Origin of the sequence: Nonomuraea sp. NPDC048892, assembly GCF_040649735.1 — a bacterium.
In the GTDB taxonomy this organism is placed as follows: Bacteria; Actinomycetota; Actinomycetes; order Streptosporangiales; family Streptosporangiaceae; genus Nonomuraea; species Nonomuraea maheshkhaliensis.
In genome coordinates, this window is the sequence record NZ_JBEZFZ010000023.1 from 112,504 (window position 1) to 127,865 (window position 15,362).

At 73.2% G+C, this 15,362-nt stretch carries 14 protein-coding genes; 4 read left to right on the forward strand and 10 right to left on the reverse strand.

What is annotated here, in order from left to right:
* Window positions 1-15 precede the first annotated feature (15 nt).
* The 5 genes from AB0C28_RS43980 to AB0C28_RS44000 all read right to left on the reverse strand — a co-directional run bounded on the left by AB0C28_RS43980 (window position 16) and on the right by AB0C28_RS44000 (window position 7,805).
* Entirely contained in the window at window positions 16-2,151 is a 2,136-nt protein-coding gene (locus AB0C28_RS43980; RefSeq protein WP_358081819.1) for an FtsX-like permease family protein, read from the reverse strand.
* The gene (locus tag AB0C28_RS43985) at window positions 2,148-5,342 is read right to left on the reverse strand and encodes an FtsX-like permease family protein (protein ID WP_358081822.1); all 3,195 of its coding nucleotides are present in this window, start codon (window positions 5,340-5,342) and stop codon (window positions 2,148-2,150) included. The genes AB0C28_RS43980 and AB0C28_RS43985 overlap by 4 nt, the downstream gene beginning before the upstream one ends.
* Window positions 5,343-5,358: 16 nt before the next feature.
* Window positions 5,359-6,105 (reverse strand): ABC transporter ATP-binding protein, encoded by a 747-nt coding sequence (locus tag AB0C28_RS43990; protein ID WP_358081825.1) that lies wholly within the window; start codon window positions 6,103-6,105, stop codon window positions 5,359-5,361.
* Between the two features lie 5 nt (window positions 6,106-6,110).
* Entirely contained in the window at window positions 6,111-7,043 is a 933-nt protein-coding gene (locus tag AB0C28_RS43995; protein WP_358081828.1) for an ABC transporter ATP-binding protein, read from the reverse strand.
* 141 nt (window positions 7,044-7,184) lie between these two features.
* On the reverse strand, window positions 7,185-7,805 hold the full coding sequence (locus AB0C28_RS44000) for a TetR family transcriptional regulator (RefSeq protein WP_358081831.1): 621 nt from the start codon (window positions 7,803-7,805) through the stop codon (window positions 7,185-7,187).
* A gap of 42 nt (window positions 7,806-7,847) precedes the next feature.
* On the opposite strand from AB0C28_RS44000, the gene AB0C28_RS44005 reads away from it, so the two are divergent.
* From AB0C28_RS44005 to msrA, 3 genes are all read left to right on the forward strand, one after another.
* Complete coding sequence (locus AB0C28_RS44005; RefSeq protein ID WP_358081834.1) at window positions 7,848-9,314, forward strand: FAD-dependent oxidoreductase; 1,467 nt, start codon at window positions 7,848-7,850, stop codon at window positions 9,312-9,314.
* A gap of 118 nt (window positions 9,315-9,432) precedes the next feature.
* A complete protein-coding gene (locus AB0C28_RS44010; RefSeq protein WP_358081837.1) occupies window positions 9,433-10,980 on the forward strand; it encodes a HAMP domain-containing sensor histidine kinase in 1,548 nt (515 codons plus the stop codon).
* A gap of 175 nt (window positions 10,981-11,155) precedes the next feature.
* Window positions 11,156-11,662, forward strand: a complete 507-nt coding sequence (gene msrA / locus AB0C28_RS44015) for a peptide-methionine (S)-S-oxide reductase MsrA (protein WP_357861192.1) — start codon at window positions 11,156-11,158, stop codon at window positions 11,660-11,662.
* Between the two features lie 136 nt (window positions 11,663-11,798).
* Here the strand turns inward: msrA and AB0C28_RS44020 are convergent, their stop codons facing one another.
* On the reverse strand, window positions 11,799-12,428 hold the full coding sequence (locus AB0C28_RS44020) for a TetR family transcriptional regulator (protein WP_357861189.1): 630 nt from the start codon (window positions 12,426-12,428) through the stop codon (window positions 11,799-11,801).
* A gap of 167 nt (window positions 12,429-12,595) precedes the next feature.
* Between AB0C28_RS44020 and AB0C28_RS44025 the strand changes: the two genes are divergently transcribed.
* On the forward strand, window positions 12,596-13,513 hold the full coding sequence (locus AB0C28_RS44025) for an NADP-dependent oxidoreductase (protein WP_358081840.1): 918 nt from the start codon (window positions 12,596-12,598) through the stop codon (window positions 13,511-13,513).
* Window positions 13,514-13,614: 101 nt separating this feature from the next.
* On the opposite strand, the gene AB0C28_RS44030 is transcribed toward AB0C28_RS44025, so the two are convergent.
* The 4 genes from AB0C28_RS44030 to AB0C28_RS44045 all read right to left on the reverse strand — a co-directional run bounded on the left by AB0C28_RS44030 (window position 13,615) and on the right by AB0C28_RS44045 (window position 15,355).
* On the reverse strand, window positions 13,615-14,013 hold the full coding sequence (locus AB0C28_RS44030; RefSeq protein WP_357861184.1) for a DUF4440 domain-containing protein: 399 nt from the start codon (window positions 14,011-14,013) through the stop codon (window positions 13,615-13,617).
* 143 nt (window positions 14,014-14,156) lie between these two features.
* Window positions 14,157-14,918: an ABC transporter permease gene (locus tag AB0C28_RS44035; RefSeq protein WP_358081843.1), complete on the reverse strand. Its 762-nt coding sequence runs from the start codon at window positions 14,916-14,918 to the stop codon at window positions 14,157-14,159.
* Window positions 14,915-15,085 (reverse strand): hypothetical protein, encoded by a 171-nt coding sequence (locus tag AB0C28_RS44040; RefSeq protein WP_358081846.1) that lies wholly within the window; start codon window positions 15,083-15,085, stop codon window positions 14,915-14,917. The genes AB0C28_RS44035 and AB0C28_RS44040 overlap by 4 nt, the downstream gene beginning before the upstream one ends.
* 120 nt (window positions 15,086-15,205) lie before the next feature.
* Window positions 15,206-15,355: a hypothetical protein gene (locus tag AB0C28_RS44045; RefSeq protein WP_358081848.1), complete on the reverse strand. Its 150-nt coding sequence runs from the start codon at window positions 15,353-15,355 to the stop codon at window positions 15,206-15,208.
* Between the last annotated feature and the right edge of the window lie 7 nt (window positions 15,356-15,362).

Consider the following 15,362-nt stretch of genomic DNA (forward strand, 5'->3'; position numbering starts at 1 on the left):
TCGGCGGTCTAGGGCTCAGGTGTCGCCCGCGCGGAGCACCTCGCTCAGGCGTCGGCGGCGGCGTAGCGCCGACTCGACCGGCACCACGACGGCGACCGCCGCCAGGAACACCACCGCCACCAGGCCGAGCCCCCACCAGGGCGCTGCCGGGGCCGGGCCGGTGCCGGTGAGCTGGTGCAGGGAGAGGGAGCCGAACGTCAGGTGGGCGAGCACCGCTCCGAGCAGCGGGCCGCCCACGGCGGCGAGCAGCACGGGTGGCAGCAGTTCTCCGGCGGCGACCCAACGGGCCTCGCGGGGCCGCAGGCCGAGGGTGCGCAGCCGGGTCAGGGTCTGCCAGCGCTCCGGCGCGCCGGCCGCCGTGCCGAGGGCGAGTCCCAGCAGGCCCAGAGCCGGCAACGTCACCGCCGAGACCCAGGCCAAGCGGAGCAAGCCCGTGGCCAGCGGCCCGGCCGCGGTGCCCTGGCCGACGACGGCCGCGGTCCCGTAGCTCATGGTGGCGGCGAAGGTGAGCGCGTACGAGGTCAGGGCCGCGGAGGTCACGAGCACCAGCAGCGGCAGCACCCGGCCCGAGGCCGCCGCCGCCCGCGCGGCCCCGAAGACCGCCAGCGGCCGGCGCGAGCGCAGCAGCCGCTTGAGCGCGAAGCGCAGCGCGAGGGGCAGTGCCCGCGCCAGCAGGAGCGCGCCCGCGAGCGCGCAGAGGGCGGGGGCGCCGGCGGCCAGCACTCCCCCGCCGATCCCACGCTGGTGGAGAGCGACAAGGGCGCCGGACGCGGCCACCAGCACGCCGGCCTCCAGAGCGGCCCGCCGCAGCCGTACGGTGTCACGCAGCCACCGCCGCGCACTCCGATTGGCCGGAACGCGACGATCACGGGTGGCGCGGGCGGCGGTGAGCGTCCCGAACGCCGGTCCGGCGGCGACGGCCGTGACCACCACGGGCGCGATCCACTCCCAGGAGACCCCCGGCGCGACCGCCCGGGCCAGACCCAGCCCGGCCGCCGCGGCCGGCAGCGCCGTCACGACCGATTCGAGCAGCAGTTCGCCCCCGATCACCGGCAGCGACATCCCTCGCTGCCGGGCGGCGGCCAGGACGCGGGCACGGCGGCGCACCAGCAGGTCGGCGGCGAGCAGCAGGACCAGGACGGCGACCGCCAGCAGCGTCACGACCAGCAGGGACGCCTGCGCGAACGCGGCCTCGACCTGCGAGCTCACGGTCCGCAGCACACTGTCGAGCCGGGTCTCCCACTTCAGCGAGCCGTCCCTGGCGCCGGAGGAGCCGGAGGCCGCCTTGAGCGCGACCACCTTCGCGGCGACCGGCGGGACCGCGTCCCAGGTGAGCCGCGACGGGTCGGGCGTGAACCGGACCGTACGCCGCAACTCGTCCTGGCCGAACGCGAGCCGGGCGTCGGGCAGCGAGTCGCGGGACAGCAGCCCGGCGAACCGGGTACTGCCCCTGCCGTCCGCGCCGGCGACGGGGCTCAGCAGCGCGGGCAGCGACCGCCAGGCGGGATCGGCGCTGTCGTGCGGCCGGAAGATGCCGCTGACCTGGACCGTCTTGACATTTCCCTGCTCGTCGGCGAGCGGCAGGCGGGCGCCGGGACGGAGCCTGAGCGCGGCGGCGTCCGCCTCCGACAGGCCCACCTGCACCGGCCACGGCGGCGCGCCGTAGGGCACCGACGCCGTCTCGGAGGCGGTGGGCCGGGGCGGGCCGCCCGCTGTCCAGGTCACGCCGGGCCCGCCGGCGCGGGCCACGTAGGCGAGCTGGAACGTCCGCAGCACGCTGCCATCGGTGATCTTGAGAGTGGGGCTGATGACGGTGGCGACCGGTGGGCGCAGGGCGGCGCGCAGGCCGGGGCCGAGTTCGTCCGTCGCCCTGGCCATGAAGTCGTCGACGTCCTCGGCCAGGCGGGGGTGCCGGAGGCGGCTGCCGTTCGGCCCGTCGTCGGCTTCCATCCGGCTGTGGACCTGGAGGTCGCCGCCGTTCCCCCGGACCGTTTCCCGTACGTGGGCGTCGGCGGTCGCGGACAGGAGCGGCGGCACCGCGCCGGCCAGCAGCGTGACGGCCGCCACCACGACGGCGGTGAGGAGCAGCGGCCCGGCGTCGGCGCGGGCGCGACCGGCGACGCTGGGCCAGTGGGGTGCCGGGATCCTCATGACGTCACCCGCAGATACGCGGCGTCGGCGCGCCGAGCCTGGACCACGACCACGGCGCTCACCGCCAGCGCGCACCCGGCCGGCAGTCCGATGAGCAGGACGACCTCGGCGGCCCACGGCCAGACGGGCAGCACCTCCGGCACGGGGGCCGCGCCGGTGTCGGAACGGACGAGCAGCGGCGCGACGACGCGGGTGGCCAGCGCGCCGACGACCGCGCCCGCCGCGAGCAGCGGCAGCAGGATGCCGGCGTGCTGGCCGAGCAGCACGGTACGGATCTCGCGCCGAGTCATCCCGAGACCCCGCAGGCGCGCCACCTCAACGGCGCGGGCCCGCAGGTCGAACGTCACGTGCAGCACGAGCCCCGCGAGCATCAGCAGCACCGCGGCCGGTACGAGCAGCCGGAGCACGGCCGGCAGCCCGGCTTTCAACGGGCCGCCGGTGAGCCGGGCGGTCTCGGACGCGCGCGTGGTGACGGCGCCGAGGCGGAGCTCGGCCACGTCGGCTCTGACGGGACGGCCGACCCACCACGCGTCCACGGGCACGTCGAAGTCGCCGGTGACGGCGAGGGCGCGGGAGAGGGCGTCGAAGTCGGCCAGGACGGCCGCGGCGCCAGGAGCGGACGGCACGGCCGGCAGCACCTCGGCCACCCTGACCTGGACGGGGGTGAGCCCGACGGTGAGGTCGAGCCGGGAGCCGCGCCGGGCGCCCGCCTCACCGGCGAAGCGGGCGGAGACGGCGACCGGCACCGGCCCTGGAGCCGGGAAGGCGGTGGCGACCAGCGTTCTGGCGGCGTCCGGCGGGCCCTTCAGCGCGACGGTCGTGGTCATTTTGAGCTCGGTGCCGGCGGAGGTGGGGGTCACGGCGACGGCGGGGGTGCCGAGCTGACCGGGGACCGGCCCGGCCGAGGTGGCGGTCCAGGGCGACGCCTCAGATCCGGGTCCCGCGCCGGTTCCGGTGCCGGTTCCCGTCACGGTGAGGGTCACGGCGACGCGGCTGTCTCCGGACGGGAGCTCGGCCAGCGCGTCGGAGTAGCCAGTGCCTACGTTCCCCGTCGCGACCGCGAACGGCAGCGACACCGCGACCAGCCGGAGCCCTTCGGCCGTCGCGCAGTCCGGCAGCCGATGCGCCTTCCCGTCGAGCGGAACGGGCGCACCGGTGCATGGCGTACGCAGCCCGGTCTCGTCCTGCAGCAGCAGCCGGGGCGTCACGGTGAGCGGCGTCGCGCCGGTCGCCCTCCCGATCAGGGAGAGCGCGGCTCCGGCCCGGACGGGGACACCGTCGGCGCGCCCCGGCGGCGCGAGCGCGGCGCCGACGGCGTTCCAGGTGCGGCCGTCGTTCAGCCGCCCGCGCAGCAGCGCTCCGGCCCGTGTGGTGTCCACGGCGATCAGCCGCGGCGGGTCACCGGCGCCGCCGAGCCACTGCCCGACCGCGATGCCCCGATCGGTGGCGGGGCTCACCTCTCCCCCGGTGGCCGCGCCGATCTCCCGGCCCTGCCCGGCGGCGGCCGGCGCGGCGAGGGTGAGCGCGAGATCGGTGCCGACCGACAGATCGGCCTGGTCCTGCTGCGAGCGCTGCCAGGTGGCGTCGAACCCGATCCCGTACGTGGCCGCCGCGCAGCCCAGCCCGATCAGCAGCCCCGCCGCGACCGCCTGTGGCCTGCGGGCGGCTTCGAACGCGGCCAGCGGCACCGTCAGCCCACGAGCCCGGGCGGCCAGCCGTTCCACGACCCGCAACGCGGGCCACACCAGGCGCAACGTCACCGCCGATCCGGCGATGAGCAGCAGCGCGGGAGCGAGCACCCGTACGGCGTCGATCGGGGAACCAGAACCGGCCGGCTGGTCGCGCAACTGCCACCAGCCGACGCAGGCGAGGGCCACGAGCAGCAGGTCGGCACCGGATCGGGCGAGCAGTTCCCGCCGCCCGCGCACCCCCGTGGCGGCGGTCCGCAGCGAGGGCACGACGAGCACCGCCGCCAGCGCCAGCGCGCCGCCGGCCACGGACAGCACCTGTGCGGCGTTCACGCCGAAAGGCGTGGCGAGGCCGGCCCCGGCCATGGGCGGCAGCCGGGTCAGCCCGGCGTGCAGGGCGGACGACGCCGGGATCGCGACCGCGCCGGCGAGCACGGCGAGGGCGCCGGCCTCGGCGAGCGCGGCGCCGGCGAGCTGACCGCGCCCGACGCCCAGCGCGGACAGCAGGGCGGTCTCGTCGCCGCGCACACCGGCGCTGAGCCGGCCGGCGAGGGCGAGGGCTGTGGCGGTCAGGACGAGTCCGATGGCGGCGACGGCGAGCACGGCGGCCGTGGTGACCCGCTGCTGATCGTGCGCGGCCAGCAGCGTCGCGGGCAGCCGGGAGGCGACGCGCTGGATGCGTACCCGATCGCCGAGCTTCTCGCCCAACCGGCGATCGGCGCCGAGCACGGCCTGGGTGACGGTGTCGAGATCGCGGCGGTCGGGGGCGGACAGGTCGGGGCGGGCGGTGATCTCCAGCCGGTCGAGGGTGGAGCCGCCGCCGAGCAGATCGGCGAGGTCGACGATGAACGGCCCGTACGCGTGCACCGGCTGTGCGGAGCGGCCGTCGCGATAGGCGGGATCGTGGCCGGCGGCGGCGAGGGGGTCACGCTCCCAGCCGGTGCCGGGCCGCGGGCGGACGATCCCGACCACGCTCACCTCGATCCCCTGGTCGGGATCGTCTGCCAGCTCCCTGCCGAGGCTGACCCGGCTGCCGACGGTCAGGCCGAGCCGCCGCGCGGTGCTCTCCAGGACCACCGACTCCACCTGCGCGGCGCCCGCCCTGGGCAGGCGTCCTTCGGCCGGCTGGATGCGGGCCGGCAGGTCCTCCACCCCCGACAGGTACGCCACGGCCGGAGCACCGGCGCCGGGAAACGCCCGCATCACGGACGACGCGCGCGCGGCCGTCGTCGTCGCGAACGGGGCGAGGGCCGAGGTGAGCACGGCGCGGGTGTCGTCGGCGACGGATCCGGCGTGCTCGCCGCGGATGGTGACGGTGTAGGCGGTGACGTCGATCTGGTCGGGAGTGGCGCGGGAGGCGGCGGTCTCCAGCGCCTGTTCGGCGGTACGGGTGAGCAGAAGGGCGCAGGTGCCGAGCAGCGTGGGGCCGACCACGGCGACGGCGAGGAGGGCTGCCAGCAGGGGCCATTGCGCACGGGCGCGCCGGCCGACCAGCCTCAGCACGGGCGGCTCTCACGACTCACGAGTCGCCCCGGCCGGTGAAGTCCAGCCGCCCGTCAGAGCGTTCATCGGGCCGCGCCCCCAGATCGTCGTCGAGCCGCCCGTCGTTGATGCGGATCACTCGATCCGCCAGCGCGAGCATCGTCGGGTCATGTGTGGAGACCAGCGCCGTCACCCCCTCCGACTCCACCACCCCGCGCAGCAGCGCCATCACCAACAGGCCGGTCTCGGCGTCGAGCTGCCCGGTCGGCTCGTCCGCGATCAGCAGCCGGGGCGAGGCGGCCAGCGCCCGCGCGATGGCCACGCGCTGCTGCTGCCCGCCGGACAGCTCACCGGGCCGCTGCTCGGCGTGGGCGGCCAGTCCGACCAGCTCCAGCAGCAGCGCAACCCGCCGCTCCCGCTCCACCGGCGGTACGCGGGCCAGCCGCAGCGGGGCGCCCACGTTCTCCGCGGCCGACAGCACCGGGATCAGGCCGAAGGTCTGGAAGACGTACGAGACCTTCTCCCGCCGTAACAGGGACAGGCCGTCCTCGTCGAGGGACGTGACGTCCGTACCGTCGACGAGGACCGTGCCGGAGTCCGGGCGGTCCAGGCCGCCGATGACGTTGAGCAGCGTCGTCTTGCCGGAGCCTGACCGCCCGACGAGGGCGGTCATGGTGCCGGCCGCGAGCTCGAACGTCACGTCCCGCAACGCGTGCACGGCGGTCGCACCGCTGCCGAACCGGCGATGCACGCCCCGCACCCTGACCAGGGGTTCGCCGCTCATACCGGTCATCCTGGCCCACCGCCGTCGGGACGGATCGAAACATGATCGGACTCCAGCACCAGCCGGACCCGTCGCGTCAGCGCCAGCGCCTCCCGGTAGTCGCGCGGCACCTGGACCCGCCCCGCCCGGTCCATCACCGCGTACTCCTCGGCGATCACCTGCTGCGCGCCGTCGTCCCCGGTGGCGGTACGCCGCAGCACCTCGCTGCTGGTGCGCCCGTCGCGAATCGCCACCGTCCGCTCCACCTGACCGCTGACCGCGGGATCGTGGGTCACGACGACGACGGTGACGCCCAACTGCCGGTTGATCTCCCGCAACACCCCGAACACCGCGGCCGACGTGGCGCTGTCCAGCTCCCCGGTCGGCTCGTCGGCCAGCAGCACCCTGGGCTCGTTGGCGAGGGCCACCGCGATGGCCACCCGCATCTGCTGCCCGCCGGACAGCTGCGCGGGCCGCCGCTCGGCGCACTCGGCGACGCCGAGCAGGCCGAGCAGCTCGGCGGCGCGCTCGCGGCGTAACCGGCCGGGAGTGCCGGCCGCCGTCATCGGCAGGTCGACCATCTGGCGCGCGGTCAGGTACGGGATGAGGTTGGCGGCGGTCTGCTGGCGGATCAGCCCCACGGTGTGCCGCCGGTACCGGACCCGATCGGCCCGCGACATGTCCAGGAGGTTCCACCGATCGACCCGCACCCGACCGGCGGTGGGCGCGTCGACCCCGGCCAGGATGGACAGCAACGTCGACTTCCCCGACCCGGACGCGCCGACGACGGCCACCATCTCCCCGCCGTCCACGACCAGGTCCAGCCCCTGCAGCGCCTGCACCTCGACCGACCCGAACTGGTAGATCCGCACCAGGCTCTCGCACACGATCAGCGCGTCTCGCCCGGACTCCGGCGCCTGCACGGGAGGCCGCGGCAGGGACAAGGGCGTGATGGACATCCCCTCCTCAACCCGGGCACGGGCCCCGCTTCACCGCCAGACTCTATCGTTCTGACAAATCAGGCCCCAAGACCTCGCATACCGCGAATCTCGGCGTGCGCTCACGTGAGGGTGCCGGCAGCCCTTCACGGGCGCGAGCCGTCAGCCGTCGGCGGGCAGCAGTGCGCGTGTGGCCTGCTCGGCGAGCCAGTCCGTCGCGTCCTTCCAGCTCCAGCCGAAGTCGCGGACGGTCCGCCAGGCCTCGAAGCCGAAGTAGAACCACAACGTCTGCTCGACCTGCTTGGCGGTGAGGCCCTCCCGCAGGCCGCCGACGGCGATCAGGCGGGTGGCCGCGACCTTGAGCCTGTCCCGCACCGCGCGGAGCGCCACCTCGGCCGCGGCGGCCACGTCCGGGTCGGCGTTCCTGTTGTCGAGCAGGATCGCCAGCGCGTCCTGGCGGCGCCTGCGCACCTGCCCGGTGCCCTCGGCCAGGATGCGCAGGATCTCGCGCGGATCGGAGCACGCGCCGATCCTGCGCTCGGTCTCCACCGCCACGGCGTCCGCGGCACCGTCCTCGGACATCGCCATGATCAGCGCGGACTTGTTGCCGACGCTGGCGTAGACGGTGTTGACGGCGACTCCGGCGGCGGCCGCGATGGCGGCGACGCTCGTCCTGGCGTAGCCCTGCTCGGCGAACAGCGCCGTCGCCGCCGCGACGATGGATCGCCGCGTGTCCTCGGCATGCCTGGCCCGCACCGGTGACTTGTAGCCGCGCACACCCATGCCCGGATCTTACCTTCCTCAATTCATTGTAGAGTCACTACTGTGAATAGTGAATCTACGCAATCAATTGACGAATCGGTCGTGGTGGTCGGCGCGGGGCCCGTCGGTCTGTGGGTCGCGGCGGAGCTGGCGCTGGCGGGGGTCTCGGTCGTAGTTCTGGAACGCGCGGCCGAACGCAGCCCGCATTCGAAGGCCCTGGGCGTCCATCCGCGCACGATCGAGGTGCTGGCCATGCGCGGCCTGGCCCGGCGCTTCCTCGACGAAGGGGTCCCGGTGCCGAAATGGCACTTCGGCATGCTGGAGAGCCGCCTCGACTTCAGCGCGCTCGACACGCCGTACCCGTTCATGCTCGCCATCCCCCAGGTCCGCACCGAGGAACTGCTGGAGGAGCACGCGCTCGGGAAGGGAGCGCGGATCCTGCGCGGCCACGCCGTTACCGGGCTCGACCAGGACGACGAGCGCGTGACCCTGCGCGTGACCGGGCCGCGCGGCGAGTACACCCGCACCGCGCGTTACGTCGTGGGCGCGGACGGCGCGGGCAGCACGGTCCGCAAGGCGGCGGGCATCGCGTTCCCCGGCACGGACACGACGTCCTATGGGTACGTCGGCGAGGTGCGTCTCACGGATCCGGCCGTGGTCAGCGCCCACAACGAGCACGGCGCCCTGATCAGCGTTCCGGTACGCGGCGGCAGGCACCGCATCGCCGGCGTGGACGCCCACCACAACGGCGCGGCCGACCCGTTCACGCTGGAGACGCTGCGGGAGACCACGATCCGGGTGGCGGGCAGCGACTTCGGGATGCACGACCCCGGCTGGCTGTCCCGGTTCGGCAACGCCACCAGGGTCGCGCGGACGTACCGCGAGGGCCGGGTCCTGCTCGCGGGGGACGCGGCGCACATGCACCTGCCCGCGGGCGGCGTCGGCCTCAACGTCGGCGTGCAGGACGCGATGAACCTCGGCTGGCGGCTGGCCGCCGTGGCCCGCGGCGACGCGGACCCCGCACTGCTGGACGGCTACCACGACGAGCGCCACCCGATCGGCGAGCAACTCGCGGAGCACACGCTCGCCCAGTCGGCGCTCATCACCGCGACCACGCCGGACGGCGCCGCCCTGCGCTCACTGCTGAACGGGCTGATCGCGACGGTGCCCGAATTCTCGCTGGCACTGGCCCGCAAGCTGTCCGCGCTGGACGTGGCGTACCCGGCGGCCGGGCATCCCCTGGTCGGCACGAGGGTTCCGGGCCTCTTCGAGCTGCTGGAGTCCGGCCGTCCCGTCCTGCTCGGCACGCCGGGCGCGGAAGCCGGAGCTCTCGCGGCAGCGATGGGGATCTCCGTGGTCACCGGCGAACAGCCGTGGACGACCGCCGCGGTCCTCCTCGTACGTCCCGACGGCCATGTGTGGTGGGCCGCCGCCGCCGACGACGCCAACGACGCTGAGGTCGTGACTGCGCTGAAAGGGCTCGGCGTGACCTTCGCCGGGGCCGACCGAACGAGAACGGCCGCCGGTTGAGCCCGACGATCGATTTGGACGGCAGAAAACAGGACCATATAGTCCAGTAGCGAAATCGAGACGACGCCCACGGCACACCGTTCACGGGGCCACTTCCAGCGAAGGAGCGGACATCGTCATGAGCTACGACACGGACACCGACTACAACGGCGATGCCAGGAGTCTCGGCACAGCCGCTGGAACGGAGACGAGCCGGCCGGAGCCCGACCCGGCCGGCACGAGGTCGCGGGACGCCGGCCAGGCGCCGGTTCGACGGCCGCCGGCCGGTGCGGGTTCCCCGGCGAGCGCGGACGGCCGCCGCCTGGCAGGCTCGCGGCTGCACTCCGTACGGGCCTCGTGCACCCTCATCGTGGGGCTGTTCGCGACCACCATCCTCGTGGTGCTCGGCGCGACCCTGGACCTGGCGATCCGTTCCCACGTCGAGTCCAGCTCCTTCCGCCTGGCCGAGCAGGTGGCGAGCAGGTGGAGCCCGGTCGCCCGCCAGGGCGAGCTGCCGCGGCCGATTCCGGCCGGCCCGCCCGTCGGCCTCGTCCAGGTCGTGGACGTCCACAACCGGGTGCTGAACTCCAGCTCCGACGCCTCCACGGCCGTGCCGCTGAGCCGGCACCGGCCGCCGCCGGACGCCCGGTTCCAGCCGTACCGCGAGTGCCCGCAGACCGGTCGGTGCGTGCTGTTGCAGGCCATCCGGCTGACCCCGGCGCCGGACGCGAGTGTCGTCTACGCCGGACTCCCCGAGCCGGACCTGCTGGCCACCCATCAGCTCGAATACGCCATCGCGGCCGGGATCGTCGCGGTCACCGCGACCGCCGCCTGGGCCGCATGGGTGCTGGTGGGGCGGGCGCTGCGTCCCGTCGAGGCGATCAGGGCCCGCATCTCGCAGATCACGGTGAGCGACCTCAGCCTGCGCGTGCCCGAACCGCATGGCGACGACGAGATCAGCCGGCTCGCCACCACCGCCAACCACACCCTCAACCGGCTTGAGGGCGCGGTGGAGCAGTTGCGCCAGTTCGCCTCCACGACGAGCCACGAGCTGCGCACCCCGATCGCCGGCATGCGCACGCAACTGGAGGAGGCGCTGCTCTACCCGGACGACGTCGACGCCAGGGACGCGCTCAGGAGTGCGTTGACCACGGTCGGCCGGCTGGAGGCGATCGTCAACGACCTGCTGGTGCTCGCCCGGCTCCGGGCCGCCGATCCGCTGCCGTCCGCGAAGGTCGATCTCGGCGAGCTCGTCGCCGCCGAGGTGCGCGCGCAGATCTCGCCCGTGCCGATCGACGTGGACGCGCCCGCCGGGCTGGAGATCGTCGGCTCCCGCATCCAGCTCATCCGTGTGCTGGACAACCTCCTCGCCAACGCGTTGCGGCACGCCGAGTCCGGCGTGGAGGTCAGCGTCGAGCCGGCCCGCGACGGGGTCGCGGTCACGGTGGCCGACGACGGGCCCGGCATCCCGCCCGCCCAGCGCGAGCGCGTCTTCGACCGGTTCGTCCGCCTGGACGACGGCCGCCGCCGCGACCCCGGCGGGAGCGGTCTCGGCCTGGCCATCTCGCGCGACATCGCACAGGCTCACCATGGCACCCTCACGGTCGAGGACTCACCGCGTGGGGCAAGATTCGTCATGTGGCTGCCGCGCGCCGGCGCAGGCCTCGCGACGGCACCTCAGACGTAAGCGCAGGAGGCGCGCACGGCTGCTGTGCGCAGGAATAGATCGGGGGTGTGCAGTGTCTTTACGTGCACGTTCAGGTGTGTTCCACCTGGTTCACCGACCATGCGGCGAAAGGCCGGGATACGGCGATTACCGCACCCTGTTCACCAGTGACACCGACGACAACTAGGGAGACGACGTGACCACCGAAAAGGCGATCCTCGCCGGCGGCTGCTTCTGGGGCATGGAGGAGTTGTTCCGCCACCAGCCCGGCGTCGTGTCGACGCGCGTCGGCTACAGCGGCGGTGACGTCCCGAACGCCACCTACCGCAACCACGGCACCCACGCGGAGTCCATCGAGGTCGTCTACGACACCGAGCAGACCGACTTCCGCGCGCTGCTCGAGTTCTTCTTCCAGGTGCACGACCCCTCGACGAAGAACCGCCAGGGCAACGACATCGGCACCAGCTACCGTTCGGCGATCTTCTACACGAACGACGAGCAGAAGCGGGTCGCCGAGGACACGATCGCCGACGTCGACGCCTCGGGCCTGTGGCCCGGCAAGGTCGTCACCGAGGTCACCCCGGCGGGCGACTTCTGGGAGGCCGAGCCCGAGCACCAGGACTACCTGCAGAAGTATCCGAACGGGTACACCTGCCACTTCCCTCGTCCCGGCTGGAAGCTCCCGAAGCGGGCGTCGGCCTGACCTCTCGCGGCGCGCGGACTCCGGTCCGCGCGCCGACGCGTCCGGAGGAACGCCGGCGTATCCGACAGAACACCGACGTACCCGGAAGAGCGCACGCGGAAGACGCCCCCAGCGGAACGTCCGCTCACGCGGGCCGTCACGCCGTGAGGTAGGACTTCACGTGGTCGAGCGCCATGTCGAGAGCGATCTCCATGGGCTTGATGTCATGCGCGGTCTCCGCGAGCAGATATCCGCCCTGCAACGCGGCCATCAGCCCCGTAGCCAGCTGCTCCGGGTCGGCGTCCGGCTTGAGCACCCCGTTGTCCCGCATGCGCCGCAGACCGGCGGCGAGCAGCCCCTGCCACTGCGCGAAGGACTCGGCGAGCGTGGCGCGGGCCTGGTCGTCCTGGTCGGCGAGTTCACTGGCCAGGGAGCCGAGCGCACAGCCGTAGGCGCCGTTCTGCAACGCGTTCCGCTGCACCAGCGCGTCACGCCAGCGGACCAGGCCCCGGAACGATTTCAACCGCTCCAGGTTGCCGCGCTCACGCTCAAGCACCTGCTCGGCCCGCGACGCGACGACGGCGCGGACCAGCGCCTCCTTGTCAGGGAAGTGGTTGTAGAGCTGCGATTTGCTGGTGTTGCTTGCGGCCCGGACGTCGTCCAGCGTGGTCGCGTTGACGCCCTTGACGTACATCAGCTCGACGGCGGCCGCCACGATGCGCGCGCGGGTGCTGGCCCCTCGGGCCGTCAGCTTCCGCTCCGGCTGTACGTTCTCCGGCCTGCTCACACTCCCAGGCTACCTCGTTCGATCACGGCCACCGTACGGACCGGCCAGTCCACCCGAGCACTCATTACCCGACCCCAGGCTCTTGGCCTGATAGCATGATGGACGAAATAGTCCAAATATTCTCGCCGCCGGCACGGCGGTGAGGACCGGATGCGGGGAGGCGCCGGATGAAGGCGATCGTGGTGACGGACGAGGCCGCGGGAACGGCCGGGATGACACTGGCCGAGCGGCCCCAGCCCCAGGCGGCGATCAACGACGTGCTGGTGGAGGTGCACGCGTCGGGCTTCACGCCAGGTGAGCTGACCTGGCCCTCGACGTGGACCGACCGCCTCGGCCGGGACCGGACACCGTCGATCCCCGGCCACGAGCTGGCCGGAGTGGTCAGCGCGCTCGGCTACGGCACGACGGGGCTGTCGGTGGGCCAGCGGGTGTTCGGCCTCACGGACTGGACCCGTGACGGCACCCTGGCGGAATACGCGGCGGTCGAGGCACGCGATCTCGCCCCGCTGCCGGGCGACATCGACTTCACGGTGGGCGCGAGCCTGCCGATCTCGGGCCTGACCGCGTGGCAGGGCCTGTTCGAGCACGGCCGCGTCCAGGCGGGGCAGAGCGTCCTCGTCCACGGCGCGGCCGGCGGGGTCGGCTCCATGGTGACGCAGCTCGCCCGCGAGGCCGGCGCGTACGTCATCGGCACCGGACGCGCCGCCGACCGGAAGCCGGCGCTCGACTTCGGTGCCCAGGAGTTCGTCGACCTCGGCAGCGACACCTTGGAGGACGTGGGCGGGGTCGACCTGGTCTTCGACGTCATCGGCGGCGACATCGCACGGCGGTCCGCGGGCCTCGTCCGCGCCGGCGGAACGCTGGTCAGCATCGCCGGGCCGCCGCCGGCGCGGCCCGCCGACGGCCTGGCGATCGACTTCGTCGTCGTGTCCGACCGTGCCCAGCTCGGCGAGATCGCCCAGCGCGTGCGGGACGGGCGACTGCGGACGGTGGTCGGAACCGTCGCGCCGCTGGACGACGCCGTCGCCGCCCTCAACCCGGCCGAGCGGGCCGAGGGAAAGACCATCATCCGCGTACGCCCGTAGGGCCGAGCGGCCCCTCAAGGGCGATCCTGCGACCGCTCTGACGAACTGGACCATTTACCCCACATGCCCGCCACCTGAAGTGGTGGCGGGCATGTGTCCCGTCAGGCGGGCCGGCGGACCGCCGTCCCGAGCGCGTTGTCGATCAGGTAGCGCCAGTGCCCGTCGGCGCCGCGGTGCACGACGTCGCTCGCCGAGCCCCCGAGGTGCACGGGCTCGCCGTCGGGACCCGTTCCGTCGATCGACCAGTCCAGCACGATCTGCGCGATGTCGCCGGACACGAAGACGTGGCGCGCCTCGGCCCGCAGCGGCAGGCCGAGACCGATGTCGCGTTCGAGTTCTGCGGCGATCTGGCTGTGACCGGTGACGCTGCGCCCGTCTCTCGCGATGAGCACGGCGTCCGGCTCGTACAGGGCCATCATCGCGCCGGCCGCGCCGGAGTTGAATCGCTCGAGGAGCGACGCGACGACGCCCTCTGGTTCGGTTGCGAGTGACCAAGTCATCGTGGCCTCCCGTTCCTGGTGATGCGGTTTGCGATGCGACGGGTTCCCTCGACCTGCCAGGCGTGACAAGGTTTCGGGTGAACCGCCAGCACCATAGCTTGGACTATATAGTCCACACTATCCCATCCAGCCGCGGGAACCGTTCAGGAGATCCTGCGGCGGTACGTGCGCATGGCGAAGGCGTACGCGACGACGAGGATGCCGGCGCACCAGCCCACCGCGATCCAGAGCTCGCCACCGACCGGTTGCTCGGCGAACAGGGTGCGGATGGCGTTGACGATGGCGGTTACCGGCTGGTGCTCGGCGAAGAAGCGCAGCGGGCCGGGCATGGTGGCGGTGGGCACGAAGGCCGAGCTGAGGAACGGCAGGAAGATGAGCGGGTACGAGAACGCGCTCGCCCCTTCCATGGTCCTGGCCGACAGGCCGGGGATGACGGCGATCCAGGTCAGCGCCAGCGTGAAAAGGATCAGGAGACCGGCGACCGACAGCCACGCGAGCACGCCCGCCCCCGAGCGGAAGCCCATGAGCAGGGCCACGAGCGTCACCACCACGAGCGAGATCAGGTTGGCGACCAGCGAGGTCAGCACGTGGGCCCACAGCACGGCCGATCGGGCGGTCGGCATGGACTGGAAGCGCTCGAAGATGCCGCCCCTCATGTCCATGAACAGCCGGTACGCGGTGTAGGCGATGCCCGAGGCGACCGTGATGAGCAGGATGCCGGGCAGCAGGTAGTTCACGTACGAGGCCGATCCGACGTCGATCGCGCCGCCGAACACGTACACGAACAGCAGCATCATGGCGATCGGCATGATCGCGGTCGTGATGATGGCGTCCGGACTGCGCGCGATGTGGCGCAGGGACCGTCCTGCGAGCGTGGCGGTGTCGCCGAAGAAATGTTTGCTCATCGTGGGTCGGCGAGTTGTTCGGCCTCGTCCAGGTACTGGGTCGTGAGCAGCACCGTCGTGCCCCGGCCGGCGAGTTCCCTGACGGCCTGCCACACCTCGATGCGCGCCTGGGGGTCGAGCCCGGGCGACCAGCACCAGGTTCTCCCGCCCGCTGAGGATCTCGTCAACGGCGGCGAACTGCCCCGTCAGGCTGATCGACTCCCGTACGTGCCGCGGTTGCGTGGCGACGTCGAACCCGTGCACCCTGGCGGCGCCCGCGTCGGCTTTGAGCAGGGTGGACAGGATTTTCACCACGGTGGTTTGCCCGCTCCGTTCGAGCCGAGCAGGGCGAAGATGCCGCCCCGCGCCACCTCGAAGTCCACGCCGCGTAAGACCCGCAGTTCCTTGAACGATTTCTCCAGGCCGTGCACCTGAATCGCCGGCTCGTCGGCTGTCATAGGGAAA

What these genes read in the sequence shown, in the direction of transcription:
- AB0C28_RS43980 (WP_358081819.1), bottom strand. Translation starts at nt 2,151, where the DNA reads ATGAGGATCCCGGCACCCCACTGGCCCAGCGTCGCCGGTCGCGCCCGC.
- AB0C28_RS43990 (WP_358081825.1), bottom strand. Translation starts at nt 6,105, where the DNA reads ATGAGCGGCGAACCCCTGGTCAGGGTGCGGGGCGTGCATCGCCGGTTC.
- AB0C28_RS43995 (WP_358081828.1), bottom strand. Translation starts at nt 7,043, where the DNA reads ATGTCCATCACGCCCTTGTCCCTGCCGCGGCCTCCCGTGCAGGCGCCG.
- AB0C28_RS44000 (WP_358081831.1), bottom strand. Translation starts at nt 7,805, where the DNA reads ATGGGTGTGCGCGGCTACAAGTCACCGGTGCGGGCCAGGCATGCCGAG.
- AB0C28_RS44010 (WP_358081837.1), top strand. Translation starts at nt 9,433, where the DNA reads ATGAGCTACGACACGGACACCGACTACAACGGCGATGCCAGGAGTCTC.
- AB0C28_RS44025 (WP_358081840.1), top strand. Translation starts at nt 12,596, where the DNA reads ATGAAGGCGATCGTGGTGACGGACGAGGCCGCGGGAACGGCCGGGATG.
- AB0C28_RS44030 (WP_357861184.1), bottom strand. Translation starts at nt 14,013, where the DNA reads ATGACTTGGTCACTCGCAACCGAACCAGAGGGCGTCGTCGCGTCGCTC.
- AB0C28_RS44035 (WP_358081843.1), bottom strand. Translation starts at nt 14,918, where the DNA reads ATGAGCAAACATTTCTTCGGCGACACCGCCACGCTCGCAGGACGGTCC.
- AB0C28_RS44045 (WP_358081848.1), bottom strand. Translation starts at nt 15,355, where the DNA reads ATGACAGCCGACGAGCCGGCGATTCAGGTGCACGGCCTGGAGAAATCG.